A 26,375-nucleotide genomic window follows, 5' to 3' on the forward strand; every position below is an offset into this window, starting at 1 on the left:
CTCAGAAGCGCTCGTCCGGCCCCAGGTACCGCCACTGCCCCACGGGCAGGTTGCCCAGCGTCACGCGCCCGATGCGCACGCGCTTGAGGCCCATCACGCTCAGTCCCACCGCCTCGCACATGCGGCGGATCTGCCGCTTCTTGCCCTCGGTCAGCACGAAGCGCAGTTGCTCGGGGTTCTGCCAGTCCACCTTGGCGGGCTTCAGCGGCTGGCCGTCGAGGCTCAGGCCGTGCCGCAGGCGCGCGATCTGCGACTGCGGGAAGGCAGCCTGCACGTCGGTCTCGACGCGGCCGTACGCCACGCGCACCAGGTATTCCTTTTCGACGCCGGAGTCCTCGCCGATCAACTGGCGCGCCACGCGGCCGTCCTGCGTCAGCACCAGCAGGCCGGTGGAGTCGATGTCCAGCCGCCCCGCCGGGGCCAGGCCCCGCAGTTGCGACGGCGCGAAGCGGTGCGGCGACCGGTCTTCCCGCCATCGGTTCTGGCCCTGCACCAGCACCACGGCCGGCTGGTAGCCATCCTCCGCCTGGCCGCTGACGTAGCCCATGGGCTTGTGGATGAGGATGGTGACCTGCTCGCGCTGGTGGCCACGCGCCCGGGGGTCGATCTCGATGCGATCCGCAGGCGTCACCTGCAGGCCCATCACGGCGACGGCGCCGTTCACCTTGACCCAACCGCGGGCGATCCAGTCGTCGGCCTCGCGGCGGGAGCACATGCCGAGTTCGGCCATGCGCTTGTTCAATCGGCTGGTGGCGGGGGCGGGGGCGGCGTTCATGGTCAGCCGCGGATTGTGCACAGGCGCGCGCTGCTCAGGCGGCCCGGGCGCGCCGCGCCAGCGCGCCGGCCCGCAACGCCTGCAGGTCCAGCACGCGCAATCCGCCGTACTCCACCTGGATCACGCCCTGCTCCTGCAGCGAGGACAAGGCCTCGTTCACGCGCTGGCGGGACAGTCCGACGAGATAGGCCAGCTCCTGCTGCGTGATGCGCAGCACTTCGCCGACACCGGGGAACAGCACCGGATTGAACAGCGCTCCCAGGTTGCGGGCCACGCGCAGGTCGGGGTCGTTCATGCGGTCGATCTCGCGCGCGGCGATGAACTGCGCCAGCCGCTCGTTCAACTGGTTCATCACGAAACGGTTGAACCCGATGGAGTGGTCCAGCAGCCAGTGGAAGGTGTCCACCGGCAGGCCGCCCACCACGCTCTTGCGCAGCGCCTGGATGTCGTAGCGGTACACCTCGCGCTTGAGCACCGTGCCTTCGCCGAACCAGCCGCCCGGCGGCAGGCCGCTGAACGTGATGGTCTGCCCCTGCGCGTTGTCCGTGCTCATTTTCAGCAGGCCTTCGATCACGCCGAACCAATAGGTGACGGGACGGCCGACCCGGCAGAGCATGTCGCCGGGCAAGGCATCCCCCACGGTGATGCCTTGCACAGCCACCTCGCGCTCCCTGGGCAGCAGCACGCCGAGCCACGGAATGCCGGCCAGTTCACTGGGCGTGGGCCGGCGGCGGCGCTGGTGCAGGGTGAGTTCGAGGGCCATTCGCTTCGGGCAGTCCCTATGGGGGCTATCCCTAGGATTGTCGTCGTAAAGACAGAATGGCGTCAAACCCGAGCCTACATTGCGCCCCATACGCAAGCAAGGACAGGGCATGGATACGACGTTCCCCCGGCTGCTGCTGCAGCACGCGGCGCACCGCCCCGCCGCCGCGGCCATGCGCGAAAAGGAATACGGCATCTGGCAGGCGCTGTCGTGGGCGGAACTCGCGCGCATGGTCGACCACCTCGCCTGCGGCATGCACCAGGCCGGCCTGCGCCGGGGCGAGCACATGGTGGTGGTCGGCACCAACCGGCCGCGCCTGTACGCCACGATGCTTGCGGCGCAGGCGCTCGGCGCGATTCCCGTGCCTCTGTACCAGGACGCCGCCGCCACCGAGTGTGTCTTCCCGATCAACAACGCCGAAGTGCGCTTCGCGCTGGCCGAGGACCAGGAGCAGGTCGACAAGCTGCTGGAGATCCGCCCGCAGTGCCCGCAGCTTTCCACGATCTTCTACGACGACCCGCGCGGCCTGCGCAATTACGCGGAGAGCGGCTTGTCCTCGATGGACGACCTGATGGCCGCGGGTGAAGCGTTCGGCCGCGAGCATCCGGGCTTCCTGCAAGGCCAGGTCGATGCCGGCGCCGCGGACGACGTGGCCGCGATGTTCTTCACCTCCGGCACCACCGGCCAGCCCAAGGGGGTGGTGCATACGCACCGCACGCTGCTGGACCGCGCGCAGGCGGGCGCCGAGTTCGACAAGCTCACCGAAAAAGAGGAAGTGCTGGCGTACATGCCGCCGGCCTGGGTGGGCCAGAACATCTTCAGCTACGCGCAATGGCTGGCATGCGGCTACGTGGTGAACTGCCCGGAGTCGGCGGGCACGGTGATGATCGACCTCAAGGAGATCGGCCCCACCTACTATTTCGCGCCGCCGCGGGTCTTCGAGGGCCTGCTGACCAGCGTGATGATCCGCATGGAGGACGCCAGCGCCATCAAGCGCAAGATGTTCCACGCCTTCATGGACGTCGCGCGCCGCGTCGGCACGGCGATGCGCGCCGGCCAGCCGGTGGGCGCGCTCGACCGCGTGAAGTACGCCATCGGCAACTTCATGGTGTACGGGCCGCTGCGCAACAACCTGGGCATGTCGCGCGTGCGGGTCGCCTACACGGCGGGCGAGGCGATCGGCCCCGACCTCTTCACCTTCTACCGCGCGATCGGCGTGAACCTCAAGCAGCTGTATGGCTCCACCGAGACGGCGGTGTTCGTCTGCATGCAGCCGGACCACGAGGTGCATGCGGACACGGTGGGCATCCCCTGCCGCGACGTGCAGCTCCAGGTGTCGGACAGCGGCGAGATCCTGGTCAAGTCGCCCGGGCTCCTGAAGGAGTACTACAAGAACCCGCAGGCGACCGCCGAAGTGAAGGACCAGGACGGCTGGTACCACACCGGGGATGCGGGCTTCCTGGATGCGCACGGCCACCTGAAGATCATCGACCGCGCCAAGGACGTCGGGCGGCTGGCCGACGGCTCCATGTTCGCGCCCAAGTACATCGAGAACAAGCTCAAGTTCTTCCCCCACATCAAGGAGGCGGTCGCCCTGGGCGATCGCCGCGACATGGTGTGCGTGATGGTGAACATCGACTTCGATGCGGTCGGCAACTGGGCCGAGCGGCGCAACCTGCCCTATGCCGGCTACACGGACCTGGCGCAGAAGCCCGAGGTGTACCAGCTGATCAAGGAGTGCATCGAAAAGGTCAATGCCGATCTCGCCGCCGATGAAAAGCTGGCCGGCAGCCAGGTCCACCGCTTCCTCGTGCTGCACAAGGAACTGGATGCCGACGACGGCGAACTGACGCGCACCAACAAGGTCCGCCGCGGCTACATCGCGGAGAAGTACCAGTCGCTGGTCGATGCGCTGTACGGCGGCAAGACCGAGCAATACATCGAAACGCAGGTGAAGTTCGAGGACGGCCGCACCGGCAGCGTCAGCGCCACCCTGAAGATCATGGACGCGCGGACCTATCCGCCCCTGAAGGCGGCGGCATGAAAGTCGTGGACGACCCTGGCGTGAGCGGCGCACCGGCTGCGGACTCCCCGGAGCCGCGCCGCAAATTCGGTGACGTCATCCTCGACGTGCAGAACATCTCGCTGGCCTTCGGCGGCGTGAAGGCGCTCAGCGACATCTCCTTCGACGTGCGCGAGCACGAGGTGCGTGCCATCATCGGCCCCAACGGCGCGGGCAAGAGTTCCATGCTGAACTGCATCAACGGCGTGTACCAGCCGCAGCAGGGGACCATCACGTTCCGCGGCAAGCACTTCAACCACATGAAGAGCCGGCAGGTCGCGGAGATGGGCATCGCCCGCACCTTCCAGAACCTGGCGCTGTTCAAGGGAATGAGCGTGCTGGACAACATCATGACCGGCCGCAACCTGCGCATCAGGAGCAACCTGCTGCTGCAGGCGCTGCGCATCGGCCCCGCGGAGCGCGAGGAGATCCGCCACCGCGAATACGTCGAGAAGATCATCGACTTCCTCGAGATCCAGGCCTATCGCAAGACGCCCGTCGGCCAGCTGCCGTACGGCCTGCAGAAGCGCGTGGACCTCGGCCGCGCGCTGGCGATGGAGCCGCAGGTGTTGCTGCTCGACGAACCCATGGCCGGCATGAACATGGAGGAGAAGCAGGACATGTGCCGCTTCATCCTGGACGTGAACGACGAATTCGGCACCACGGTCGTCCTGATCGAGCACGACATGGGGGTGGTGATGGACATCTCGGACCGCATCGTCGTCCTGGATTACGGCAGGAAGATCGGCGACGGCGCGCCCGAAGAAGTACGCAACAACCCGGACGTGATCCGGGCCTATCTCGGGACCAGCCACTGATATGGCCCCCACGCTTTTCACTACGTGTAATGCGCTGCCCCCCGAGGGGGCTTCAGCCTCCTTCGGGCGGCCGAGCGGAGGCTGACATGGGATTCTTCCTCGAAACCCTCCTCGGCGGCCTCATGGCCGGCATGCTCTATTCGCTGGTGGCGCTCGGCTTCGTGCTGATCTTCAAGGCCTCGGGCGTCTTCAACTTCGCGCAAGGCGCGATGGTGCTGTTCGCCGCGCTCGCGATGGCGCGCTTTTCCGAGTGGATCCCGCAGTGGACCGGCATCGCCAGCCCGATCTTCGCCAACATCGTGGCTTTCCTCATCGCCGGCGTGCTGATGTTCGTGGCTGCGTGGATCATCGAGTTCCTGGTGCTGCGTCGCCTGGTCAACCAGGAAGGCGCCACGCTGCTGATGGCCACGCTGGGCATCACGTACTTCCTCGAAGGCCTGGGGCAAACGCTGTTCGGCAGCAGCATCTACAAGATCGACATCGGCATGCCGAAGGACCCGGTGATGGCGTTCCAGGACGTCTTCCCCGGCGGCATCCTGATCAACAAGGAGGACCTGATCGCGGCGCTGATCGCGGCGGCGCTGGTGGCGCTGCTGTCGGTGTTCTTCCAGAAGACGTCGACGGGCCGGGCCCTGCGCGCGGTGGCGGACGACCACCAGGCCGCGCAATCCATCGGCATCCCGCTGGCGCGCATCTGGGTGATCGTGTGGTGCGTCGCCGGCATCGTGGCGCTCGTGGCCGGGATGATCTGGGGAAGCAAGCTGGGCGTGCAGTTTTCGCTGGCCACCGTGGCGTTGCGTGCGCTGCCGGTGGTGATCCTCGGGGGGCTCACTTCGGTGCCGGGCGCCATCATCGGCGGACTGATCATCGGCGTCGGTGAAAAACTCTCCGAGGTCTACATCGGACCGCTGGTGGGCGGCGGCATCGAGATCTGGTTCGCGTACGTGCTGGCGCTTGGCTTCCTGCTGATCCGGCCGCAAGGGCTGTTCGGCGAGAAGATCATCGATCGAGTCTGAAAACTTTGTGGGTCAGATCACGATTTGCGCGGCAAATGTGCTCTGACCCCAACTGATTAAACATGTTCTACCGCGAAAACGGCCAGTACAAGACCAGCTACCGCGCCGACCAGGCGGTCTTCCCGATCCTGCAGGACCGGTGGGGCATCGCCGCGCTGCTGGCGATCGCCTTCCTGTTGGTGCCGTCCATCTCCAGCGACTACATGTTCCGCGCCATCCTGATCCCGTTCCTGATCATGGCGCTGGCGGCCCTGGGCGTGAACATCCTGGTGGGCTACTGCGGCCAGATCTCGCTGGGCTCCGGCGCCTTCATGGCGGTGGGTGCCTACGGTGCGTACAACTTCTTCGTGCGCATCCCCGGCATGCCGCTGGTGCCGGCCATCATCCTGGGCGGCCTGTGCGCCACGTTGTTCGGGATCCTGTTCGGGCTGCCCAGCCTGCGCGTCAAGGGCCTGTATCTCGCGGTCGCCACGCTGGCGGCGCAGTTCTTCTCCGACTGGATGTTCCTGCGCATCAAGTGGCTGGTGAACGACTCGCCTTCGGGCTCGGTGTCGGTCAACAACCTGCAGGTGTTCGGCATGCCGATCGAGAGCGCCGTCAGCAAGTACTGGTTCTGCCTGGCCATCCTGGTGGTCATGGCGGTGCTGGCCAAGAACCTCGTGCGCAGCGCCATCGGCCGCGAATGGATGGCGATCCGCGACATGGACGTTGCCGCAGCGGTGATCGGCATCCGGCCGATGTACGCCAAGCTCACCGCCTTCGCCGTCAGCTCCTTCATCATCGGCGTGGCCGGCGCGCTGTGGGCCTTCGTCTACCTCGGCGCCTGGGAGCCCGCGGCATTCTCCGTGGACATCTCCTTCCGGCTGCTGTTCATGGTGATCATCGGCGGGCTGGGCTCGATCTCGGGCGCTTTCTTCGGTGCGGCCTTCATCGTGGTGCTGCCGATCTTCCTGAACCAGTTCCTCCCGATTTTCGCCTCGCTGTTCGGCATCTCCATTTCCACCGCGGGCATCTCGCATGCCGAGCTGATGATCTTCGGCGCGCTGATCGTGTGGTTCCTGGTGGTCGAGCCGCACGGCCTGGCGCGCCTGTGGGCCACCGGCAAGCAGAAGCTGCGCCTGTGGCCGTTCCCGCATTGAATTTCCCGACCGACCAAACCAGAAGGAGACATCCGATGAAGCTTCGTTCCGTACTACTCGCCGCGCTCGTGGGCGCAGCCGCCACGGGGGCATGGGCCCAGGCCAAGGAGCAGTTCTTCCCGCTGCTGTCGTATCGCACCGGCCCGTACGCGCCGAACGGCACGCCGTGGGCCAACGGCAAGCAGGACTACATCAAGATGATCAACGCGCGCGACGGCGGCATCAACGGCGTGAAGCTCACGTTCGAGGAATGCGAGACCGGCTACGCCACGGACCGCGGCGTGGAGTGCTACGAGCGCCTGAAGAGCCGCCCCGGCATGACGCTGTTCGATCCGCAGGCCACCGGCATCACCTTCGCGCTGACGGAGAAGGTGCCCAACGACAAGATCCCGCTGATCACGCTGGGCTACGGCCTGTCCGTGGCGCAGGACGGCATGGCCTTCAAATGGAACTTCCCGCTGATGGGAAGCTACTGGACGGGCGCCGACATCATCCTGCAGCACCTGGCCAAGAAGGAAGGCGGCTGGGACAAGCTCAAGGGCAAGAAGATCGCGCTCGTGTACCACGACTCTCCGTTCGGCAAGGAGCCGATCCCCCTGCTGGAGGAACGCGCGCGCATGCACGGCTTCCAGCTGAACCTGGTGCCCGTGACGGCGCCGGGCGTGGAACAGAAGGCCGCCTGGCTGCAGGTGCGCCAGTCGCGTCCCGACTACGTGATGCTGTGGGGCTGGGGCGTGATGAACTCCACCGCGTTGAAGGAAGCGCAAGCCACGGGCTATCCGCGCGACAAGATGTATGGCGTGTGGTGGTCCGGCGCGGAACCGGACGTCAAGGACGTCGGTGAGGGCGCGAAGGGCTACAACGCGCTTGCACTGAACACCTCGGGCCAGCAGCCGAAGGTGATCCAGGACATCCTGAAGTACGTGCACGAGAAGGGCCAGGGAACGGGACCGAAGGACGAGGTCGGCTCCGTGCTCTACACCCGCGGCCTGATCATCCAGATGCTGGGCGTGGAAGCCGTGCGGCGCGCGCAGGAGCGTTTCGGCAAGGGCAAGGTGATGACGTCCGAGCAGGTGCGCTGGGGCCTGGAGAACCTGGCGCTGGACCAGAAGCGGCTGGACGCTCTCGGCTTCGCGGGAGTGATGCGCCCCATCAGCACCTCGTGCAGCGACCACATGGGTTCCACCTGGGCCCGCATCCACACCTGGGACGGCGCCAAGTGGAACTTCTCCAGCGACTGGTACCAGGCCGACGAGCAGATCATCAAGCCGATGGTCAAGGCTGGCGCGGAGAAGTACCTGGCGGACAAGAAGATGCAGCGCCGCACGGTGGCGGACTGCCAGTCCTGATGTGACCTGAAGGCTCCCTCTCCCGCTCGCGGGAGAGGGCTGGGGTGAGGGCCGTTGCGCGCTCGCCCCTCACCCCAGCCCTCTCCCCGGAGGGGAGAGGGAGGAAGACCATGACACCCAACATCGTCCTCAACGTCAACGGCATCGAGGTCATCTACAACCACGTGATCCTGGTGCTCAAGGGCGTGTCGCTGCAGGTGCCCGAAGGCGCCATCGTGGCGCTGCTCGGGGGCAACGGCGCGGGCAAGACGACCACGCTGCGGGCGGTGTCGAACCTGCTCAAGGGCGAGCGCGGCGCCGTCACCAAGGGCTCCATCGAATTGCGCGGCGAGCGCATCGAGAATCTCACGCCGGCGGACCTGGTGCAGCGCGGCGTGGTGCAGGTGATGGAAGGGCGGCACTGTTTCGCGCACCTCACCATCGAGGAGAACCTGCTCACCGGTTCGTACACCCGAAAGAGCAGGAGCGAGATCGCCGCCAACCTGGAGAAGGTCTACACCTACTTCCCGCGCCTGAAGACGCGCCGCGCGTCGCAGGCCGCATACACCTCCGGCGGCGAGCAGCAGATGTGCGCGATCGGCCGCGCGCTGATGGCCAACCCCAGCATGGTGCTGCTCGACGAGCCTTCGATGGGCCTGGCGCCGCAGATCGTGGAGGAAGTGTTCGAGATCGTGAAGGACCTGAACGTGCGCGAGAAGGTGACCTTCCTGCTGGCCGAACAGAACACCAACATGGCCCTCAAGTACGCGGGCTACGGCTACATCATGGAAAGCGGCCGCATCGTCATGGACGGCCCGGCCGCCGACCTGGCCAGCAACGAAGACGTCAAGGAGTTCTACCTCGGCGTCGGCAGCGGCAAGCGCAAGAGCTTCCGTGAGATCAAGAGCTACAAGCGCCGCAAGCGCTGGCTGGCTTGAGCCGCACGCCTGGAGAATCGATGACCCCGTTCTACGACACGCTCGAAACCCGCCCCGCCGCCGAGCGCGAGGCGCAGCTGCTGGCGGCGCTGCCCGCCCAGGTGGCGCACGCGCAAGCTTCGTCCGCCGCGTTCACGCAGATCCTGCAGGGCGTGGACGCCGCCAAGGTTCGCAGCCGCGCCGCGCTGGCGAAGCTGCCGGTCACCCGCAAGGGCGAGCTGCTCGAGCGGCAAAAGGCCCAGCGCGCCACCGATGCATTCGGCGGCTTCTCCGCCCTGGTGCGCGGGCCGGCCATGCCGCGCATCTACGCGTCGCCCGGCCCCATCTACGAGCCCGAAGGCAGCACCCGCGATTACTGGCGCATGGGCCGCGCGATGTATGCAGCCGGCTTTCGCAGCGGCGACCTGGTGCACAACGCCTTCAGCTATCACATGACGCCGGGCGCCTTCATCATGGAATCGGGGGCCCACGCCGTCGGCTGCACGGTGTTCCCCGCCGGCGTGGGCCAGACCGAGCAGCAGCTGCAGGCGATCGCCGAGTTGCGGCCCGTCGCTTACGCCGGCACGCCCAGCTTCCTGCGCATCCTGGTCGAGAAGGCGCAGGAAAGCGGTGGCGACATCGGCAGCCTGCGCAAGGGCATGGTGGGTGGCGAGGCATTCCCGCCCAGCCTGCGGGACTGGTTCCAGGAGCGCGACCTCGATGTCTACCAGAGCTATGCGACCGCCGACCTGGGCCTCATCGCATACGAGACCTCGTCACGCCAGGGACTGGTGGTGGACGAGGGCGTGCTGGTCGAGATCGTGCGTCCGGGCACCGGCGACCCGGTGGCCCCCGGCGAGGTGGGCGAAGTGGTGGTCACCACGCTCAATCCCGGCTACCCGCTCGTGCGCTTCGGCACCGGCGACCTGTCGGCAGTGCTGGAAGGCGAGGACCCGACGGGCCGGACCAACATGCGAATCAAGGGCTGGCTCGGCCGCGCCGACCAGACCACCAAGATCCGCGGCATGTTCGTCCACCCGTCGCAGGTGGCGGACATCGCCCGCCGGTTTCCCGAAATCGTCAAGGCCCGCCTGGTGGTCAGCGGCGAGATGGCCAACGACGTCATGACGCTCAAGGTCGAGGCCGCCGGCGCGCCGCAGGGGCTGGACGCGCGCATCGGCGAGGTGGTGCGCGACGTGACGAAGCTGCGTGCCGAAGTGGAACTGGTGCAGCCCGGCAGCCTGCCCAACGACGGCAAGGTCATCGAGGACGCGCGCAGCTACAAATAGAAACAGGACGCCCTGCCCGGCCGTCAGAGGCGTCAAGATCAAGCGAAACACCCGGGAATTCCCTGTCCCGCCGGCGATTTACGTGTTTCCCGCCGGTTGCCGGCCCCGGGCCGTGCCTATCATCCGCCGGTTCATCCTTTGGAGCTCCCATGAAGAAGACGTTCAAGACCCTCGTCCCCGTAGCCCTCGCCGCCGTTGCCTTCGGCGCCGTCGCCCAGGAATTCCCGACCAAGCCCATCACGCTGGTCGTCCCGTTCGCCGCCGGCGGCCCCACGGACCGCGTCGCGCGGGATCTTGCCGAAGCCATGCGCAAGCCGCTCGGCGGCGCGGTCGTGGTGGTGGACAACGCTGCCGGCGCGGGTGGCTCGATCGGCGCCAACAAGGTCGCCAAGGCGCCCGCCGACGGCTACACGCTGCTGGTCCACCATATCGGCATGGCGACCATGCCCACGCTGGTGCGCAACATCCCGTTCAAGGTCGAATCGGACTTCGAGTACCTCGGCATGATCAACGACGTGCCGATGACGCTGATCGGCAAGCCCTCGCTGCCCGCGAACAACTACAGGGAATTGACCACCTGGATCAATGCCAACAAGGGCAAGATCAACCTGGGCAACGCCGGCGTCGGCTCGGCCTCGCACCTGTGCGGCATGCTGTTCCAGAACGCCATCGGCGTCGACATGACCGCCATCCCGTACAAGGGCACGGGCCCGGCAATGACCGACCTCATGGGCGGCCAGATCGACCTGATGTGCGACCAGACCACCAACACCACCGCGCAGATCGAGGGCAAGAAGGTCAAGGCGTACGCGGTGTCGTCGCCCAAGCGCCTGACCACCGCGGCGCTGAAAGACCTGCCCACGCTGCAGGAGTCGGGCCTGAAGGACTTCGAGGTCAGCATCTTCCACGGCCTGTACGCGCCCAAGGGCACGCCCGCGCCGGTGCTGAAGAAGTTGAACGACGCGCTGAAGGTGGCGCTCAAGGACCCGGACTTCATCAAGAAGCAGGAAGGCCTGGGCGCCGTCGTGGTCAACGACCGCCGCAGCGACCCCGCCGAACACAAGAAGTTCGTCGCCGCCGAAATCGCCAAGTGGAGCCCGCTGATCAAGGCCGCCAACGTCTATGTGGATTGACCGGTGAGTCGCCTTCGCTCTCCGTCCCGCCGCCTCACCCTGTCCGCCGGCGCCGCGCTCGCGCTGGCGGCACTGGCGCCTGTCGCCGTGCACGCGCAGGGCGCCTGGCCGGCCAAGCCCGTGCGCATCGTCGTGCCCTTTGCGGCCGGCGGCACCACCGACATCCTGGCGCGTGCCGTCGCGCAGGAACTGACCAAGGCGCTGGGCCAGTCCTTCGTGGTGGACAACAAGCCGGGCGCCGGCGGCAACATCGGCGCCGACCTCGTGGCCAAGGCGCCGCCGGACGGCTACACGCTGCTGATGGGAACGGTCGGCACGCAGTCGATCAACAAGTGGCTGTACGCGAGGATGCCCTTCGACCCGCAGAAGGACTTCATGCCGATCACGCTGGTGGCGGGCGTGCCCAACGTGATGGTGATGAACGCCGAGAAGGCGGCCGCGCGCAACATCAACAGCGTGCAGGACTTCATCAAGCTTGCGAAGGCCAACCCCGGCAAGCTGAACATGGCGTCCAGCGGCAACGGCACGTCGATCCACCTGGCAGGTGAATTGTTCAAGTCGATGACGGGCGTCTACATGACGCACTTCCCCTTCCAGGGTTCGAACCCCGCGCTGTTCAGCCTGATGGCGGGCGACATGGACGTGATGTTCGACAACCTGCCCTCGGCGATGCCGCACATCAAGTCCGGCAAGCTCAAGGCGCTGGCGGTGACCAGTGCGGCCCGCTCGCAGGCGCTGCCGGACATCCCGACGGTGGAAGAAGTCGGCGGCCCGTCGCTCAAGGGCTTCGAGGCGAGCTCCTGGTTCGGCCTGCTGGCGCCCGCCGGTACGCCCGCCGACGTCGTCAACAAGGTGCAGCAGGCCACGGCCCGCGCACTGGCGACGCCCGAGATGAAGGAGCGCCTGCTCGCGCAAGGCGCCATCCCCAGCGGCAACACGCCGGCCCAGTTCGCGCAGCACATCGACCGGGAGCTGAAGAAGTGGCAGCCGGTGGTCAAGTCCTCCGGCGCGAAGGTCGACTAGGCAGCCTGCCTAGACGCCCCAGACGATCTCCTTGCCCGCCTTGCTGCAGCGCTGCAGCATGTCGAGGAAGGGGACGGCGCGCTGGCGCAGCGAGACGCCGCCGTCGAAACGCGGAGGCACTTCGCCCTTGGCCTTCGCCTCGTCGATGGCCGCCTGCTGGTCGGCCTCTTCGCGCGCGATCGCGGCGCTCAGCGCCTGCGTGGCCGCTGGCATCTCCTCGGGCAGGATGATGCCTTTCGGGCCCGCATCCTTGCCGATGATCTCCAGCACGCGGCGACCATTGGGCTCCAGCATGATCAGGTCACCGGCCGCCTTGGACTTGAATTTGTACAGCATGCTTGCAGCGTATCACCGGTAGATGTAATTGCGGGTGAACGGATAGAGCGATTGCGCGCCGCGCAGCGAACCCGTGCCCATGTTGCCGTCCGGCCGGGTCGCCAGGATCTGGTGCAACCCGATCCAGCCGTGCTCGAACGTCATGGCGCAACCCGACAGGTACAGCCGGTAGGCGCGCAGCACGGTGTCGCCGCCTTCCACGCCGTGCGTGCGCTCGAGCACGGCGCGCGCCTGCTCCAGCCGATCTTCCAGCGCATCCGACCAGGCCCACAGCGTGCGGGCATAGTGCGGGCGCAGGTTCTCGGTGTCCACCATCTCCAGCCCGCCGACCGCCAGGTCGCGCAGGACCAGGCTCGGATGCAGCAGCTCGCCGCCCGGAAAGATGTACTTGCCGATGAAGTCGCCCATGCCCGCACCGAGCTTGCCCGGCTGCAGGCTGCCCGCGGTGATGCCGTGGTTCAGGACCAGGCCGCCCGGCTTGAGCAGGCGGTAGATCTTGCCGAAGTAGGTGGGCATGTTCACCTGCCCGACGTGCTCGAACATGCCGACGGAGGCGATCTTGTCGAAAGGCTGCTCCTCCGGCAGCTCGCGGTAATCCATGATGCGCATCTGCACGCGAGCGCCCAGCCCCTTTTCTTCGATCGTGCGGTTGACGTACGCATGCTGGTTGTGCGACAGCGTGATGCCGGTGGCATTGACGCCGTAGTGCTCGGCCGCCCACATCAGCAGGCCGCCCCAGCCCGCGCCGATGTCCAGGAAGCGGTCCCCCGGCCGCAGCATCAGCTTGCGGCAGATCAGGTCGAGCTTGGCTTCCTGCGCCTGCGCCAGCGTGTAGTCCGGCTGTGCGAAGTAAGCGCACGAATAGACGCGGCGCGGATCCAGCCACAGCGCATAGAAGTCGTCGGAGACGTCGTAGTGGAAGCGGATCTGCTCGGCGTCCTTCTCCGGCGTGTGCAGGGCCAGCGATTGCGCGCGCCGCAGCATCTGCGTCCACCAGCTCGTGTCGCTTGCCACCGGGCTGCCGGGCAACAGTGACGCCGCCGCGGCCATCACGTCGCGCATCCGGCCTTCGATCCTCACGCGCCGCTCGACGTAGTCCTCCGCTATCCGCCCGATCTGGCCCGCGGCGAACCTCGCCAGACCGGACCAGTCCTTGAACTCCAGCTGCACTTCCGCATTCGCCGGGCCGATCCGCCGCCCGCCGGGGATGGTGACCGACAGGGCCACCGGGAGTGTGGCCAGCTGCTGCTCGAGCTTCCGCTGCAGGGGTTCCATAAGCCAAATTCTTGACTCGACCGGCCGTGCCGTCAACCGCCCGGGTAAACGCCATGCCCGGGTGTGCTTGCCCCGCGATTAGTTCAGGCCTAAACTATTTAGACCCCTTCAAAGGACTCCCCATGGACATGGAAGCGCGCGTGCACAGCGAGCACCCGGAAGCCCTGCGTTTGTGGCTGCGGCTGCTGACCTGCACCCAGCTGGTGGAAAAGCAGGTCCGCGGACTGCTGCGCCAGCGCTTCGACACCACCCTGCCCCGCTTCGACCTGATGGCGCAGCTCGAACGCGCTCCGGAAGGCTTGAAGATGAACGAGCTGTCGCGCCGCATGATGGTGACCGGCGGCAACGTGACCGGCATCACCGACCAGCTGGTCGCCGAGCGGCTGGTGGAACGCATCGACGTCGAGGGCGACCGCCGCGCCTATTGCGTTCGCCTCACGGCCAAGGGCCGCAAGCAGTTCCACGACATGGCGCGCGAGCACGAGGACTGGATCGTGCAGGCGTTCTCGGGCCTGACCGACAAGGACATCGGTACGTTGCACAAGCTGCTGGGCAAGGTCAAGGAGCAGGCGACCACCGCGCCCAGGGAGGCCGCACCATGAGGGCTCCGATTGCTTCCGCGCAGGTGGACCGCTTCGTGCACGACCGCCTGCCGCCGCGCGCGCAGTGGCCGCAACTGCACTATGAATTGCCCGAACTGCAGCTGCCGCCGCGCCTGAACCTGGTGGCCGAACTGCTGGACCGCGCGGCCGAGCGTGGCTGGGGCTCCCGGCCGATGCTGCGCTCGTCGCGCCTGACGCTCACCTACGCGCAGGCGCGCGAACAGGTGGACCGCATGTGTCGCGTGCTGGTGGATGACCTGAGGCTCGTGCCGGGCAACCGGGTCCTGCTGCGCGGCGGCAACTCCATCGCCATGGCGCTGGCCTGGCTGGCGGTCGTCAAGGCCGGCGGCATTGCGGTCGCCACGATGCCGCTGCTGCGCGCGCGCGAGTTGGGCGACATCATCGACAAGGCGCAGCCGTCATTCGCACTGTGCGAAGACCGGCTGGGCGACGAGCTGGAACTGGCGCGCGACGGCCGCCCCGTGCTGCGGGAAGTGGTGCGATTCAACGCACCGGGCGTGGCCGGTTCACTGGAGAGCCGCTCGGCGCAACGGTCGGGCGAGTTCAGCGCGTGTCCCACGGCGGCCGACGACATCGCGATGCTGGCCTTCACATCCGGCACCACGGGGAGGCCCAAGGCGGCGGTGCACACCCACCGCGACGTGCTGGCCGCGTGCGAGGCCTGGCCGCGGCATGTATTGCGCGCGACGCCGGAAGACGTTGTCGTCGGCAGCCCGCCGCTGGCTTTCACCTTCGGGCTGGGAGGCTTGCTGGTGTTCCCGATGTGGGCCGGCGCCTCGGTGTACTTTCCCGATGCCCCGTACACCCCGGAGTCGCTGGTGCGCACCATCAACGAGGTTGGCGCCACGATCTGCTACACCGCGCCCACTTTCTACCGCCAGGCCGCCGCCTTTGCGCGCGAGCACGGGGTGGGCCGCCTGCGCATCAGCGTGAGTGCGGGAGAAGGCCTGCCGGATGCGACGCGCCAGTTGTGGAAGCAGGCCAGCGGCCTGGAGATGCTGGACGGCATCGGCGCCACCGAGATGTTCCACATCTTCATCTCCTCGGCGGGCGACCAGGTTCGCCGCGGCGCCGTCGGCAGGGTGGTGCCCGGGTACACGGCGCGCGTGGTGGACGACGAGGGCAAGGAGGTGCCGCGCGGCACCGTCGGCAAGCTGGCCGTGGTCGGCCCCACGGGCTGCAAGTACCTGGACGAGCCGCGGCAGGCCGACTACGTCCGGGACGGCTGGAACTATCCCGGCGACGCCTTCGTGCAGGACGCCGACGGCTACTTCTTCTACCAGGCGCGCGCCGATGACATGATCATCACGGCCGGCTACAACGTCGGCGGCCCCGAGGTGGAAGACGCCTTGCTCAAGCACCCTGCCGTGGCGGAGTGCGGCGTGATCGGCAAGCCCGACGACGAGCGCGGGATGATCGTCAAGGCGTTCTGCGTGCTGAAGGACGGCCACGCCGGCGACGCCGCCATGGTCAAGGCGCTGCAGGACCACGTGAAGGCCACGATCGCGCCCTTCAAGTACCCGCGCGAGATCCAGTTCGTCGCCGCCCTGCCGCGCACGGAAACCGGAAAGCTGCAACGCTTCAGGCTGCGGCAGCAGGGCTGAGCGTCAACGCGCCGCCAGCGGCTCGCTGGTCTCCGACACGATCACCCAGCGGCCATCGAGGCGCTGCCACTCCAGAGTCTTGCGCACACGGTCCTCGTAGCTGGCCGACCGGTAGGTCTGCGTGAAGCGTGTCGTCGCCCGGTCTTCAGCGACGAAGGCGACCTCCGGCTGGCCGAGGTCGACACTCACGCCGCTCGACTTGCCGATGATCGCGCGGCGTCTTTGCTCCCAGGCTTTGCGCTCCATGCCCTGCGGCGCGACGAAGGCGGGACCATAGGAGCGCAGGTAGGCGTCCACATCGCGGCGCGCCCAGGCAGCTCGCCAGGTCTCCAGCGCGGAAAGCACCGCGTCCATGGACGGCGCGGCAGCGGGAGCCGCGGGGGCGACCACCACGGGCGCGGCAGCGGGAGCCGCGGGGGCGACCACCACGGGCGCGGCAGCCGAGGCATCAGGCCGCTCCAGGGCGGCCGACAAGGTCGGCGCGGGGGTGCGCAGCACCTGCTGCATGGCGCGCTGCACCAGCGCGTCCTTGTCCACGGTGTACACCGCGACGGGCTCCGGCGGGCACTGCTGCGCGCCGTCGCCGTCGATCGCCCACGTCCGCAGGTCCTGGTCGTCCCTGGTGGCGGGACGCGAAAGGTCCAGCGCCTGCAGGAGGGTCCCGATGCCTGCGTGCAGCCGGATGTAGGCCAGGGCCAGGTCGATGCGCGCATTGACGACCGAGCGGCGGGCCTGGTAGCGCTCGTTCTCGGTGTCCAGCAAGTCCAGCAGCGAGCGCTGGCCGATCTGGAATTGCTGGCGATACGCAACGAGCGTCTTGTCCAGGGAGGACTCGTGCAGCAGCAGGTATTCGAGTTGCTCGCGCAGCTTCACCCCATCGTTGTAAGCGATCAGGGTGGTCTGACGCAGGTCGCGGCAGGTCTTGTCACGCTGGTCCCGCGCCACGTTCGCCTGCTCGGCGAACTGGCGCTCGCGCGCCCGGTCTGCGAAGCCGTTGAACAGGTTCCAGTTCAGCACCACTTCCGCCACGTTGGCGTTGGTGCCGCCGGGCAGTCCGTCCACGTTGCGGCCCTGGTCGCGGCGCAGGCGAAAGTCGATCCGCGGCGCGTAAGCATCCTTGCGCACGTCCAGCGCCGCATTGGCCGCGCGCACGCTTTCGATCGCGGCCAGCACGGCCGCGTTGCGCTCGCTGGTCTGCACCAGCGCCGTGGTCGCGTCGTTCGGCAGGCCCTGCGTGAGGTGCGGGGGCACGGCCAATTGCGCCGGCGGCGTCCGGCCGACGATGCGCTGGAAGCGCGCCGTCGTGTCGTGCAGGTTGGAGGTTTCGATCAACAGGTTCGCTTCGGCCAGCGCCAGCCGGCCGGTGACCTGTTCGAAATCCACCGCGCGGGCCACCTTGGCCTTCACGCGCTGGTCGGTCTGCGCATACACGGTGCGGTGCTCGATGAAGTTCTCTTCGGCCAGCTGCACGAGATCGCGATAGCGCACCACGTCGAGGAAGGCACGCGCGGCTTCCAGCGCCACGGACTCGGACGTGGAGATCAGCTCGAACAGGCGCACGCGCGTCGTGTGGTCCAGCCGGCGGACCTCGTCGCGCGTCGCGAAGCCGTCGTACAGCAACTGCGTCAGCGTCAGGCTGCCGGAGCCGCGCCCATAGTTGCCGCCGGTCACGTCGTTCTGGCGCTCGTTGCCGGCCGAGAGGCTCAGGTCCACGCGCGGGAAGAAACCGCCGCGGGCAGCGTCACGCTCGCCCTCGGCGGCACGCACGCCATGCCAGCGCGCCAGCACTTCCGGATTGGTCAGCACCGCCTGCTGGGCCGCGTCGCGCAGCGTCAGCGGCGGCTGCGCCACCTGGGCATGGGCCAGCAGCACCGGCCCGCACAGCAGCAGCGCGATCGCTCGCCGCGCCCCGTTCCGTCGTCGGCGCGCGTCTTTCTCGTTCGTATTCTGGTTCATGCCCTCTTCCTCTTCCTCGCCGCGGTCAGTCCGCCAGCAGCTTGCCCTTGGCCAGCAGGTCCTGGATGATCTGCTGGTCCGTGTTCATGGAACCGACCAGGTCGACTCCGGAAATGACGATCGTCTGGACCTCGCGCGAGGCGCTGTAGCCCGAGGAAAACTCTCCGGTGCTGCTGACGTGGATGATCGTGTTGGAACCCGACTTCTCGAATTGCAGGAAGTCGTCCAGGTTGCCCGTGCCGACGTCGTGGTTCTCGCCGGCCAGCAGGTCGCGCAAGTCCAGCACGTCGCCGCCCGTTCCCGCGGTGGCCGCGTTGAAATTCAGCAGGGTGTCCATGGCCGGCACGCCCTTGGCACCCACGTCGGCGAGTTGCCATGCGAAGACGTCGGAAACGAGGTCGATGCTGGCGTCGACGGCGTCGTTGCCCGCGCCGCCCCGCAGCGTGTCGGCGCCCAGGCCGCCGGTCAGCACGTCGACGCCGGCGCCGCCTGCCAGCGAATCGTTGCCGTCGCCTGCCACCAGCGTGTCGTTGCCATCCTCCCCGTTCAGTTCGTCGGCGCCCGTGCCACCGATGATGGAGTCGGCGCCATCTCCGCCGAACAGGCGGTCGGCGTCGGCGCCGCCGTCGATGGTGTCGTTGCCGGCATCGCCGCGGATCAGGTCGTAACCGGCGCCGCCCGCAAGCGAGTCGTTGCCCGCGTTGCCGGAGACGTAGTCGTTGACCAGCGTGCCCGTCAGCGTGTCGTTGCCGGTGGAGCCCGCGTACTGGTCGCTGATGACGCCCAGGTTCAGCGTGGCCGAGGACGCATCGCCATCCAGGTCGGTCAGCGTGTAGTTGATGGATTCAGGCGCGACCGCGGCGGCCGTGCCCGACCCCGTGATGCTGTTGAACGTGACGCCTGCGATGCGGGCATCGGATGCGCTGCCCGCCTCGATCTCGATGCGGCCGATGTTGCTCCAGCTGGCAGGCAGCGCGACGGTGTTTTCGGCGCCGCTGGAGAACTGCCCCAGCAAGTTGCCGTGGATGTCGTAAGCGGTGTACGTGACGGTCTGCGTGCCGTTCAGGTTGCTGCTGGCCGCGTTGATGTTGAAGCTGACGTTCTGCACGCCGCGCGGGTGCGTGGTGCGGCTGAACACCACGACCAGGGTTTCGAGGTCGTTCACCACCGTGTTGTCGCCGCCGCCGGTGACCCCGACGCCGCTGCCTGCCGTGTACGTCAGGGTGGAGTTCGCGGCGCCCTCCAGGTTGCCGGTGCGGGTGTAGCCGGTGATGGTCACTCCGTTGGCCGACGCATTGACAGCGGACGTGAAGCTGGTCGTGACGGCTGCGGCCTGGGTGGGAGCGGCCGTCTGGGTCGCCGGCGGCGTGTACTTGTAGTACCCGTCGTTGTCGAAGATGAACGACGAGGTCGCGCTCGTCCACGTGAGGCGGCCCCCGCTGATCGTGTACGTCCCCCCCGCTGCCGTGCCGGACGAATTGACGGTCAGGTCGAACACGACGCTCTTGAAGGTCACGGACGTCACCACCGCGCCGTCGAGGATGGTGTCCTTGCTCACGGACGACGAGGAGAATTCCGCGATGCTGTCGATCGCGCCGCCATCGGTGCCGATCCCGTTGACCACGTTGCCTTCGAAGAAGGTGGACTTCGGCACCAGGGTGTCGTAGTCGCTGCGCGCGATCGGCTGCCCATCGACGATCGTCACCGTCTGCACGGCGTTCGCCGTGTCGCCGTCCCCATCCATGACCTGGAAGCCGATGTTGAAAGAATCGCCCTCGTTGATGCCGTTGGCGGTGTAGTAGGTGTATTCACCCGTCTTGAAGTTGAAATTCAACGAACCGAACACGAAGCCGGAGGTGCTGCCCAGGTTCACCGTGTCGTTGGTGATCGGGTAACCGGTGAGGAAACTGCTGTTCTGCGTGATCTGGCCGGTGGCCGGGTTGTAGGTGAAGCGCACCAGCTGGTCGGCGGTGCCGTTGGCATTGCTGTCCAGCATCACCTCGATGTACTTGATGTAGCCGCCGTCGGCGCCGAAGGTCACGTTGCTCGCACCGCCGGTTCCGCCGACGCTGCCGGAGTAGGCGGTGGGAACCGTGGCGACCAGGGTTTCGTCCAGCTTGTTCAGGTCGGGCACGATCACCGCGGAGTCGATCGCCCCGTTCAAGTCGGCGTCGACGTTGTGCAGGTTGTTCAGGAAGCTGACATCCGCGATGCCGGTGCCTATGCCCACGGAGTAGGACTTGATGTTGTTCGCGTTGGCGAAGGCAATGTAGTTCGCGATGGCGGTGTTGGCGGCGGTGGGGGTGGTGGGCGCCCCGTCCGACATGAAGTACGAAACATTCTGCACGGACGATGACGGCGTGCCGAACGCGGCCTGCATGATGGCGATGCCATCTTCATAGTCCGTGGCAAGCTGGTTGGTCAGCTCGTTGCCGGTGATGGCGTTGATGGCGTTGACGATCGCCGTCTTGCCGGCGTACGCGGCCCCCCCGTTGAGCATCACCGCCCCGTCCGCAAAAACGCCCAGCTTCACCGTCACGTTGCCGGTCTGGCTGAAATACTCCTCGACCAGCGCCACCAATCCGGCCTTGGCCATCTCGAGGCGCGTCGTGATGGTCGCGGTGCCGTCGGCGGCCACGGATCGGACCTCGCCGCCATAGATGTTGGTCTCCATGCTGCCGGAAATGTCCAGGATCAGCACCATGTTGTAGGCGGTGCCCGGGATCTCCGCCACCTCGGCCGACGCGCTGACGGCCTGCGGTGCATCGTCCTGTACGGTCACGGTCAGGTTCGAAGTCGACGTTTGCGCGGTCGCCGAGTCCGTGATCGTGTAGCTGTAAGTGCGGACGTCGTTCGTGCCCTGCGTGGTGTTGGCGTTCAGCGTGTAGACGTAATCCCCGGCGGAGCGGCCGCCGCCCGCCACGGTGTACACCTGCAGCGTGCCGAAGGCGTCCGTCACCGTGATCACTCCGGCCACCGGCGTCACGCCCGCCACCGCGGTGATCGTCGTCGTGCCGGTCAGGCCGGTGTCGTTGTCCAGCAGATTGCCGCTGGCGATGGTGGGCTGCCCGTTGGCCTGGGTCCCGTCCGACAGTCCGGATTCGTTGACCATCGCGGTGTTCGCCACGGCGCCGATGGTCGTGCTGGTGGACACGGCCAGCGTCGACGAAGAGCTGCTGCCATCGGCATCGGTCAGCGTGTAGTTGAAGGTGACGGTGGGCGTCGCCGTGATGCTGTTGATGCCGTTGACGCGGAAGGCATCGCCCACGCCGCCCGTGACCACCAGGTAGTAGAAGGGCACGCCGACGTTCACCGTCCCGGTTCCCGCGTTGGTGGCGCTGCCCGTGCCCAGGTAGGCGCCGGTCGCCGAATATGCATACCAGGTCGCGGTCTCGTTGTTGCCCAAGCCGCTGAAAGTCAGCGTCGCCGAGGTGGAGCTGCGCCCCATGTTCATCACCAGGTACTCGTTCTGGTCGATGCTGGTGGTCGTGCCTGCAGTCACGCCCAGGCCTGTGTTGGCGTTGATGGCGCCGGCGCGGGCCGGCGTGAGCGTGGACAGGTCGAGACCCGCATTCGCGGCGCCTGCGCCGGTGAAGGGCACCGCGCCCGCGAAGCCGTAGGTCGCGACGCCCGCGCTGGTCCAGGCTGCCTGGTTCTGGCCGGTGCCAATCGTCACGTTGCCCAGTGAGGAATACGTGTAAGCACCGGACTGGTTGATCACCAGCGTGCCGGTCTCGGTGACGATGGTCCAGGCGCCACCGCTGAAGGTGGTCGACAAGGCCGTTCCCGTGAAACTCACATTCGACAGCGCCGCGGAGTCCGCGCCCAGCGTATCCGCCGAGACCCCGCCCGCGCCCGTGATCACGTTGCCGGCCGTGGTGCCGCCGCGGCCGACGCTGTCGGCGTCCGCGATGGCGGTGACGCCCGTGTCGGTGATGGTGAGGCTCACGGTGGTCCAGCCCGAGCTGTCGGTGCCGTCGGAGGCCTTGTAGACGAAGCTGTCCACGTCGGCCACCGCGTCGTTGTGCAGCCTTGCCGGGGGCGTGTACGTGAACGTCCCGTCGGTGTTCATGATCACCGTGCCGCCCAGGGCGGTGGTGATCGCGTTGGTCCCGTTCACCGGGACCGCCGGTCCACCTGCGGTGGTCGCCACCTGGAAGGCAGACAGCAGCACGCTGTCGATGTCGGTGTCGTTGGCCAGCACGGTTCCGCGCAGGACCGTCGTGCCCTCGACGGCGCTGTAGTTGTTCGCGACGCCCACCGGTGCATCGTTGACCGCCGTGACGTTCACTGTCACGTTGGCCGTCTCGGTGACGCCGCCGGAGGTGACGGTGTAGCTGAAAGCCGGCACCGCGCCGTTGAAGTTGGCGGCCGGGCTGAAGACCAGTTGGCCACCGACCAGCGCGACGCTGCCGTTCGTGACCGCCACGGATGCGCCGCCGTCCACGATCGCCGTGCCGTTGATCGCGGTGATGACGCGGCCCGGGTTCTCGAAGCTGTCGGTGCCCAGGACGTCGATCGTGACCGGGGTGTCCTCCGCGGTGCTGACGTTGTCGGCGGCAATGTCCGCGACCGCGTTCACGGTGATGGCGATGAGGTCGGTGTCCAGCGCGGCGCCATCGTTGGTCGTCACGGTGAGCGTCGCGCTTCCGTTGTAGTCGCCCGTATTGGTGAAACCGAGGCCGTCCAGCGCGCCGTTGATGGCGGCTGCCGTTCCGGTGATCGTGACGCTCGAAGTCCCGTTGTTCGTGATCGTGGCGCCGGCGAAGGCCACGGCAGTCAGCGAGCCGTTGGTGACGCTGACCGTGGTGGTCAAGGTGCCGCCGTCGACGTCGGCCACCGTGATCGCGTTCGAGCCGGCGGTGCTGAACACCTTCACGGTGTCCTCGGCGGCGATCTGGGCGCCCGGCACCGAGTTCACCGGGGCGTCGTTCACCGCCACGACGCTGATAGTCGCGGTGGCCACTGCGCTGGTCGCGTTGCCGTCGGTGACGACAACCTCGATGGTGCGGGCGGTCGTGCCCGGGTTTTCGCTGCTGCTGGCGAAAGTCACGGCGCGAATCGCGGTCTGGTAGTCGGCCAGGGAGCCGGCGCCGCTGAGCGTCACCACGTTGCCCACGATGGTGGCAGTGATTCCCGCCGGCATTCCACCGGCGGCGAGGACGTCGCCGGCCTGCGCGTTGGTCAGCGTGATCGTGGCGCCGGTCACCGTCGTGCTGTCGACGTCCGTCACGGCGATGTCGGCATCCCCGACCGCGACCGCGGCGCCGTTCTCCGTGAACGTGGCGGCATAGCCCGTGCCCGCGGCGCCCGAGGAATTGTTGCCGTCGAGGTCCACCACCGGGGCCTGGTCGTTGTCCGTGATCGTCGCGACGCCCGTGCCATCCGCGACGGTGGCGTTCGTCGGTGAGGACAAGGTCAGGTTGAAGGTCTCGGACGCCTCGGTGGCGAGGTCGTTGAGGATGCTCACCGTGACCGTCTGCGTGGTCACGCCGGGCGCGAAGGTCAGGGTCCCGGAGGCGGACGTGTAGTCGCTGCCCGCCGTGGCCGTGCCGTTCCCGGTGGCGTAGTTCACGGTGACGGACTGGCCCGACACGGCATTCAGCGTGACCGTGAAGGTCATCGTGCCCGCCGCCTCGCTGACCGTCACGTCGTTGACGCTCAGGGACGGCGCCGGGTCGTTGTCCTGGATGGTGCCCGTGCCGGTGGCGCCGCCCGCCGCCGTGACGACCAGCGTCTCGTCGGTCTCGTCGAGCGTGTCGCCGACGGTCGCGATCGTGGCCGTGAAGCTGGTCACGCCCGCGGGAATCACGAGGTTCGCACCCGACAAGGTTACGCCGTTGGTGAAGGTGGGCGCCACGCCGTAGTCGGTCCCCGACGTGGCGGTACCGCCGATCACGAACGGGACGGTGGTGGTCGTGCTCGACGCGTTGCTCAGCGTGATCGTGAAGACCAGGTCGCCACCTTCGGTCGCGGAGGGGCTGCTGATGGTGGTTACCACCGGCGCCGCGTCGTCGTCGACGATCCCGCCTGCTCCGCTGCCGTCCGCGATGGTGGCATTGCCCGGGTTCGACAGGGTGACGTTGAAGGTCTCGTTGGTCGCACCCTCGAAGATCGTGTCGTTGCCGATCGGCACCGTGATGGTTTGCGTCGTCACCCCGGGGGCGAAGGTCAGCGTGCCCGCCGCCGTCGTGTAGTCGCCACCGGATGCCGCCGTCCCGTTCGATGTGCCGTAGTCGACGGTCACGGTCTGGCCGGACACGGCGTTCAGGGTGACGGTGAATGTCGCCGTACCGGCGGCCTCGTTGACGACGACGTCATTGATGCTGAGGCTGGGCGCCGGGTCATCGTCGTTCAGCGTGCCGGTGGCCGTTGCGCCGCCTACAGTCAGCGGAACGGTTTCGCTGCCCTCGTCCAGCGCGTCCTGGACACCGGCGACGGTGATGGTGAAGCTGGTGACGCCGGCGGGGACCGTCAGCACGCCGCCCGCGAGCGTGACGCCGTCGCTGAACGTGACCGCGCCGTAATCGGCGCCGGATGCGCTGCCGCCGCCCAGCGTGTACGGATAGGTGGTTGCGATGGGCGAGGCATTCGACAACGTGACGCTGAAGACCAGGTCGCTGCCTTCGGTGGCGGACGGGCTGGTCACGGCCGTGACCGTCGGTGTCGGAACCACGCTCACGTTGACGGCCGCGGTTTCCGTCACGCCCCCGGAGGTGACGGTGTAGCTGAAAGCGGGCACCGCGCCGCTGAATCCCGCCGCCGGCGTGAACACCAGCTCGCCGCCGACGAGGCTGACGCTGCCATTCGTGACCGCGACGCCGCCGCCTCCATCCGTGATGGCCGTGCCGTTGATGGCCGTGATGACCGGCGTGCCTTCGAAACTGTCGTTGGCCAGCACGTCGATGGTGATCGGCGTGTCCTGGGCCGCGGTCGCCAGGTCCCCGGCGATGTCCGCCTGCGTGCCGACGTTCACGGTCACGACGGCGGTGTCGGTGCCGCCGTTGCCGTCGCTCACCGTGTATTCGAAGCTGGCGGCGCCGTTGAAGTCGGGCGTCGGCGTGAAGACGACATTGCCGGCAACGATGGCAACCGTGCCGCCCACCGCGTTGCCCACGGCGGAGATGCTGAGCGTATCGCCCGAGTCCGGATCCGTGTCGTTGCCCAGCAGGGTTGCCGGCGTGATGGTGAGCGGCGTGTCCTCCGCGGTCGCGACGGTGTCGTTGCCTGCCGCCGGCGCGTCCTGCACCGGGCTCACGTTCACGGTGACGGTGGCCGTGCTCGTGCCGCCCTGGCCGTCGCTGATGGTGTACTCGTAGCTGCCGGCGCCCGTGAAGTTGGGATTCGGCGTGAAAGTCACGTTGCCGCCGGAAAGGGTGACGGTTCCACCCACTGCGTTGCCCACGCCCGTCACGGTCAAGGTGTTGCCCGCGTCGGGGTCGGTGTCGTTCGCCAGCAGGCTCGTGACGGTGGTGGTCACCGGCGTGTCCTCGGCGGTGGTGACGGTGTCGCCAATCGCCGTCGGCGCATCCTGCACTGCCGCCACGTTCACCGTGACCGTCGCCGTGTCGGTGCCGCCCTGGCCGTCGCTCACGGTGTATTCGAAGGTCGCAGCGCCCGCGAAGTTGGCGGTCGGCGTGAACACCACGTTGCCCGCGACGATGGCAACCGTGCCGCCCACCGCATTTCCGACAGCGATGATGCTCAGGGTCGCTCCGGCGTCCGGGTCGGTATCGTTGCCGAGCAGCGTGGCCGGCGCGATCGTGAGCGGTGTGTCCTCGTTGGTCGAGACCGTGTCGTTGTTGGCGCTGGGGCTGTCCTGGACCGGCGTGACGTTGACCGTGACGGTGGCGGTGCTCGTGCCGCCGTTGCCGTCGCTGATGGTGTAGTCGTAGCTGGCCGTGCCCGTGAAGTTCGGGTTGGGCGTGAAGGTGACGTTGCCGCCGATCAAGGTGACGGTGCCACCGATGGGGTTGCCCACGCCCGTGACGGTCAATGTGTTGCCGGCGTCGGGGTCGGTATCGTTCGCCAGCAGGCTTGCAACGGGGACGGTGACAGGCGTGTCTTCCGCGGTGCTCAAGCTGTCGGCACCGGCGGTGGGCGCGTCCTGCACCGGCGTCACGTTGACGCTGACCACGGCGGTATCGGTTCCGCCGTTGCCGTCGCTCACGGTGTATTCGAAGGTCGCCGTGCCGACGAAATTCGGGTTCGGCGTGAAGACGACGTTCCCGCCGACGACGGCGACGGTGCCGCCCACGGGGTTGCCCACGGCGGTGATGCCGAGCGTGTTGCCGGTGTCCGGGTCGGTGTCGTTGGCC

At 67.6% G+C, this 26,375-nt stretch carries 17 protein-coding genes; 11 read left to right on the top strand and 6 right to left on the bottom strand.

Translation table 11 applies throughout. From position 1 onward, the window contains the following. Nucleotide 1: 1 nt before the first annotated feature. Both WG902_RS22350 and WG902_RS22355 read right to left on the bottom strand, forming a co-directional pair. Nucleotides 2-775 (bottom strand): pseudouridine synthase, encoded by a 774-nt coding sequence (locus WG902_RS22350; RefSeq protein WP_340062428.1) that lies wholly within the window; start codon nt 773-775, stop codon nt 2-4. Nucleotides 776-809: 34 nt separating this feature from the next. Beyond that, nucleotides 810-1,538 carry a Crp/Fnr family transcriptional regulator gene (locus WG902_RS22355; RefSeq protein ID WP_340062429.1) on the bottom strand — a complete coding sequence of 243 codons (729 nt, stop codon included), beginning with the start codon at nt 1,536-1,538 and terminating at the stop codon, nt 810-812. A 109-nt stretch (nt 1,539-1,647) separates the two neighbouring features. Here WG902_RS22355 and WG902_RS22360 point away from each other — a divergent pair, with 109 nt between their 5' ends. The 9 genes from WG902_RS22360 (at nt 1,648) to WG902_RS22400 (ending at nt 12,263) form a co-directional block, all read left to right on the top strand. Next, nucleotides 1,648-3,582 (top strand): AMP-dependent synthetase/ligase, encoded by a 1,935-nt coding sequence (locus WG902_RS22360; protein WP_340062430.1) that lies wholly within the window; start codon nt 1,648-1,650, stop codon nt 3,580-3,582. Further along, a complete protein-coding gene (locus tag WG902_RS22365; RefSeq protein WP_340062431.1) occupies nt 3,579-4,418 on the top strand; it encodes an ABC transporter ATP-binding protein in 840 nt (279 codons plus the stop codon). Before WG902_RS22360 ends, WG902_RS22365 begins: the two co-directional genes overlap by 4 nt. Nucleotides 4,419-4,504: 86 nt before the next feature. Then, complete coding sequence (locus WG902_RS22370) at nt 4,505-5,434, top strand: branched-chain amino acid ABC transporter permease (protein WP_340062432.1); 930 nt, start codon at nt 4,505-4,507, stop codon at nt 5,432-5,434. A gap of 62 nt (nt 5,435-5,496) precedes the next feature. Next, on the top strand, nt 5,497-6,573 hold the full coding sequence (locus WG902_RS22375) for a branched-chain amino acid ABC transporter permease (RefSeq protein WP_340062433.1): 1,077 nt from the start codon (nt 5,497-5,499) through the stop codon (nt 6,571-6,573). A 35-nt stretch (nt 6,574-6,608) separates the two neighbouring features. Continuing rightward, nucleotides 6,609-7,922, top strand: a complete 1,314-nt coding sequence (locus tag WG902_RS22380) for an ABC transporter substrate-binding protein (protein WP_340062434.1) — start codon at nt 6,609-6,611, stop codon at nt 7,920-7,922. Between the two features lie 110 nt (nt 7,923-8,032). Further along, entirely contained in the window at nt 8,033-8,839 is an 807-nt protein-coding gene (locus WG902_RS22385) for an ABC transporter ATP-binding protein (RefSeq protein WP_340062435.1), read from the top strand. 20 nt (nt 8,840-8,859) lie between these two features. Continuing rightward, entirely contained in the window at nt 8,860-10,107 is a 1,248-nt protein-coding gene (locus tag WG902_RS22390) for a phenylacetate--CoA ligase family protein (protein ID WP_340062436.1), read from the top strand. 149 nt (nt 10,108-10,256) lie between these two features. Continuing rightward, a complete protein-coding gene (locus tag WG902_RS22395; protein ID WP_340062437.1) occupies nt 10,257-11,240 on the top strand; it encodes a tripartite tricarboxylate transporter substrate-binding protein in 984 nt (327 codons plus the stop codon). A gap of 3 nt (nt 11,241-11,243) precedes the next feature. Then, the gene (locus WG902_RS22400) at nt 11,244-12,263 is read left to right on the top strand and encodes a Bug family tripartite tricarboxylate transporter substrate binding protein (protein ID WP_445263723.1); all 1,020 of its coding nucleotides are present in this window, start codon (nt 11,244-11,246) and stop codon (nt 12,261-12,263) included. A gap of 9 nt (nt 12,264-12,272) precedes the next feature. On the opposite strand, the gene WG902_RS22405 is transcribed toward WG902_RS22400, so the two are convergent. After that, nucleotides 12,273-12,599, bottom strand: coding sequence for a DUF1840 domain-containing protein (locus WG902_RS22405; RefSeq protein WP_340062438.1), 327 nt, complete (start codon nt 12,597-12,599; stop codon nt 12,273-12,275). A gap of 12 nt (nt 12,600-12,611) precedes the next feature. After that, nucleotides 12,612-13,874 carry a class I SAM-dependent methyltransferase gene (locus WG902_RS22410; RefSeq protein ID WP_340062439.1) on the bottom strand — a complete coding sequence of 421 codons (1,263 nt, stop codon included), beginning with the start codon at nt 13,872-13,874 and terminating at the stop codon, nt 12,612-12,614. A gap of 122 nt (nt 13,875-13,996) precedes the next feature. On the opposite strand from WG902_RS22410, the gene WG902_RS22415 reads away from it, so the two are divergent. Next, the gene (locus WG902_RS22415) at nt 13,997-14,476 is read left to right on the top strand and encodes a MarR family winged helix-turn-helix transcriptional regulator (RefSeq protein WP_340062440.1); all 480 of its coding nucleotides are present in this window, start codon (nt 13,997-13,999) and stop codon (nt 14,474-14,476) included. Then, the gene (locus WG902_RS22420; protein ID WP_340062441.1) at nt 14,473-16,101 is read left to right on the top strand and encodes an AMP-binding protein; all 1,629 of its coding nucleotides are present in this window, start codon (nt 14,473-14,475) and stop codon (nt 16,099-16,101) included. Before WG902_RS22415 ends, WG902_RS22420 begins: the two co-directional genes overlap by 4 nt. Before the next feature lie 3 nt (nt 16,102-16,104). Here the strand turns inward: WG902_RS22420 and WG902_RS22425 are convergent, their stop codons facing one another. Together WG902_RS22425 and WG902_RS22430 are read right to left on the bottom strand one after the other, a co-directional pair. Further along, nucleotides 16,105-18,057: a TolC family outer membrane protein gene (locus WG902_RS22425; RefSeq protein WP_340062442.1), complete on the bottom strand. Its 1,953-nt coding sequence runs from the start codon at nt 18,055-18,057 to the stop codon at nt 16,105-16,107. 25 nt (nt 18,058-18,082) lie between these two features. Further along, nucleotides 18,083-26,375: Ig-like domain-containing protein (locus WG902_RS22430; protein WP_340062443.1), on the bottom strand; the 8,293-nt coding region annotated here is incomplete at its 5' end.

It is taken from the genome of Ramlibacter sp. PS3R-8, assembly GCF_037572435.1.
In the GTDB taxonomy this organism is placed as follows: Bacteria; Pseudomonadota; Gammaproteobacteria; order Burkholderiales; family Burkholderiaceae_C; genus Ramlibacter.

What these genes read in the sequence shown, in the direction of transcription:
- WG902_RS22425 (WP_340062442.1), bottom strand. Translation starts at nt 18,057, where the DNA reads ATGAACCAGAATACGAACGAGAAAGACGCGCGCCGACGACGGAACGGG.
- WG902_RS22365 (WP_340062431.1), top strand. Translation starts at nt 3,579, where the DNA reads ATGAAAGTCGTGGACGACCCTGGCGTGAGCGGCGCACCGGCTGCGGAC.
- WG902_RS22380 (WP_340062434.1), top strand. Translation starts at nt 6,609, where the DNA reads ATGAAGCTTCGTTCCGTACTACTCGCCGCGCTCGTGGGCGCAGCCGCC.
- WG902_RS22375 (WP_340062433.1), top strand. Translation starts at nt 5,497, where the DNA reads ATGTTCTACCGCGAAAACGGCCAGTACAAGACCAGCTACCGCGCCGAC.
- WG902_RS22370 (WP_340062432.1), top strand. Translation starts at nt 4,505, where the DNA reads ATGGGATTCTTCCTCGAAACCCTCCTCGGCGGCCTCATGGCCGGCATG.
- WG902_RS22405 (WP_340062438.1), bottom strand. Translation starts at nt 12,599, where the DNA reads ATGCTGTACAAATTCAAGTCCAAGGCGGCCGGTGACCTGATCATGCTG.
- WG902_RS22395 (WP_340062437.1), top strand. Translation starts at nt 10,257, where the DNA reads ATGAAGAAGACGTTCAAGACCCTCGTCCCCGTAGCCCTCGCCGCCGTT.
- WG902_RS22385 (WP_340062435.1), top strand. Translation starts at nt 8,033, where the DNA reads ATGACACCCAACATCGTCCTCAACGTCAACGGCATCGAGGTCATCTAC.
- WG902_RS22420 (WP_340062441.1), top strand. Translation starts at nt 14,473, where the DNA reads ATGAGGGCTCCGATTGCTTCCGCGCAGGTGGACCGCTTCGTGCACGAC.
- WG902_RS22410 (WP_340062439.1), bottom strand. Translation starts at nt 13,874, where the DNA reads ATGGAACCCCTGCAGCGGAAGCTCGAGCAGCAGCTGGCCACACTCCCG.
- WG902_RS22350 (WP_340062428.1), bottom strand. Translation starts at nt 775, where the DNA reads ATGAACGCCGCCCCCGCCCCCGCCACCAGCCGATTGAACAAGCGCATG.
- WG902_RS22415 (WP_340062440.1), top strand. Translation starts at nt 13,997, where the DNA reads ATGGACATGGAAGCGCGCGTGCACAGCGAGCACCCGGAAGCCCTGCGT.
- WG902_RS22360 (WP_340062430.1), top strand. Translation starts at nt 1,648, where the DNA reads ATGGATACGACGTTCCCCCGGCTGCTGCTGCAGCACGCGGCGCACCGC.
- WG902_RS22390 (WP_340062436.1), top strand. Translation starts at nt 8,860, where the DNA reads ATGACCCCGTTCTACGACACGCTCGAAACCCGCCCCGCCGCCGAGCGC.
- WG902_RS22355 (WP_340062429.1), bottom strand. Translation starts at nt 1,538, where the DNA reads ATGGCCCTCGAACTCACCCTGCACCAGCGCCGCCGCCGGCCCACGCCC.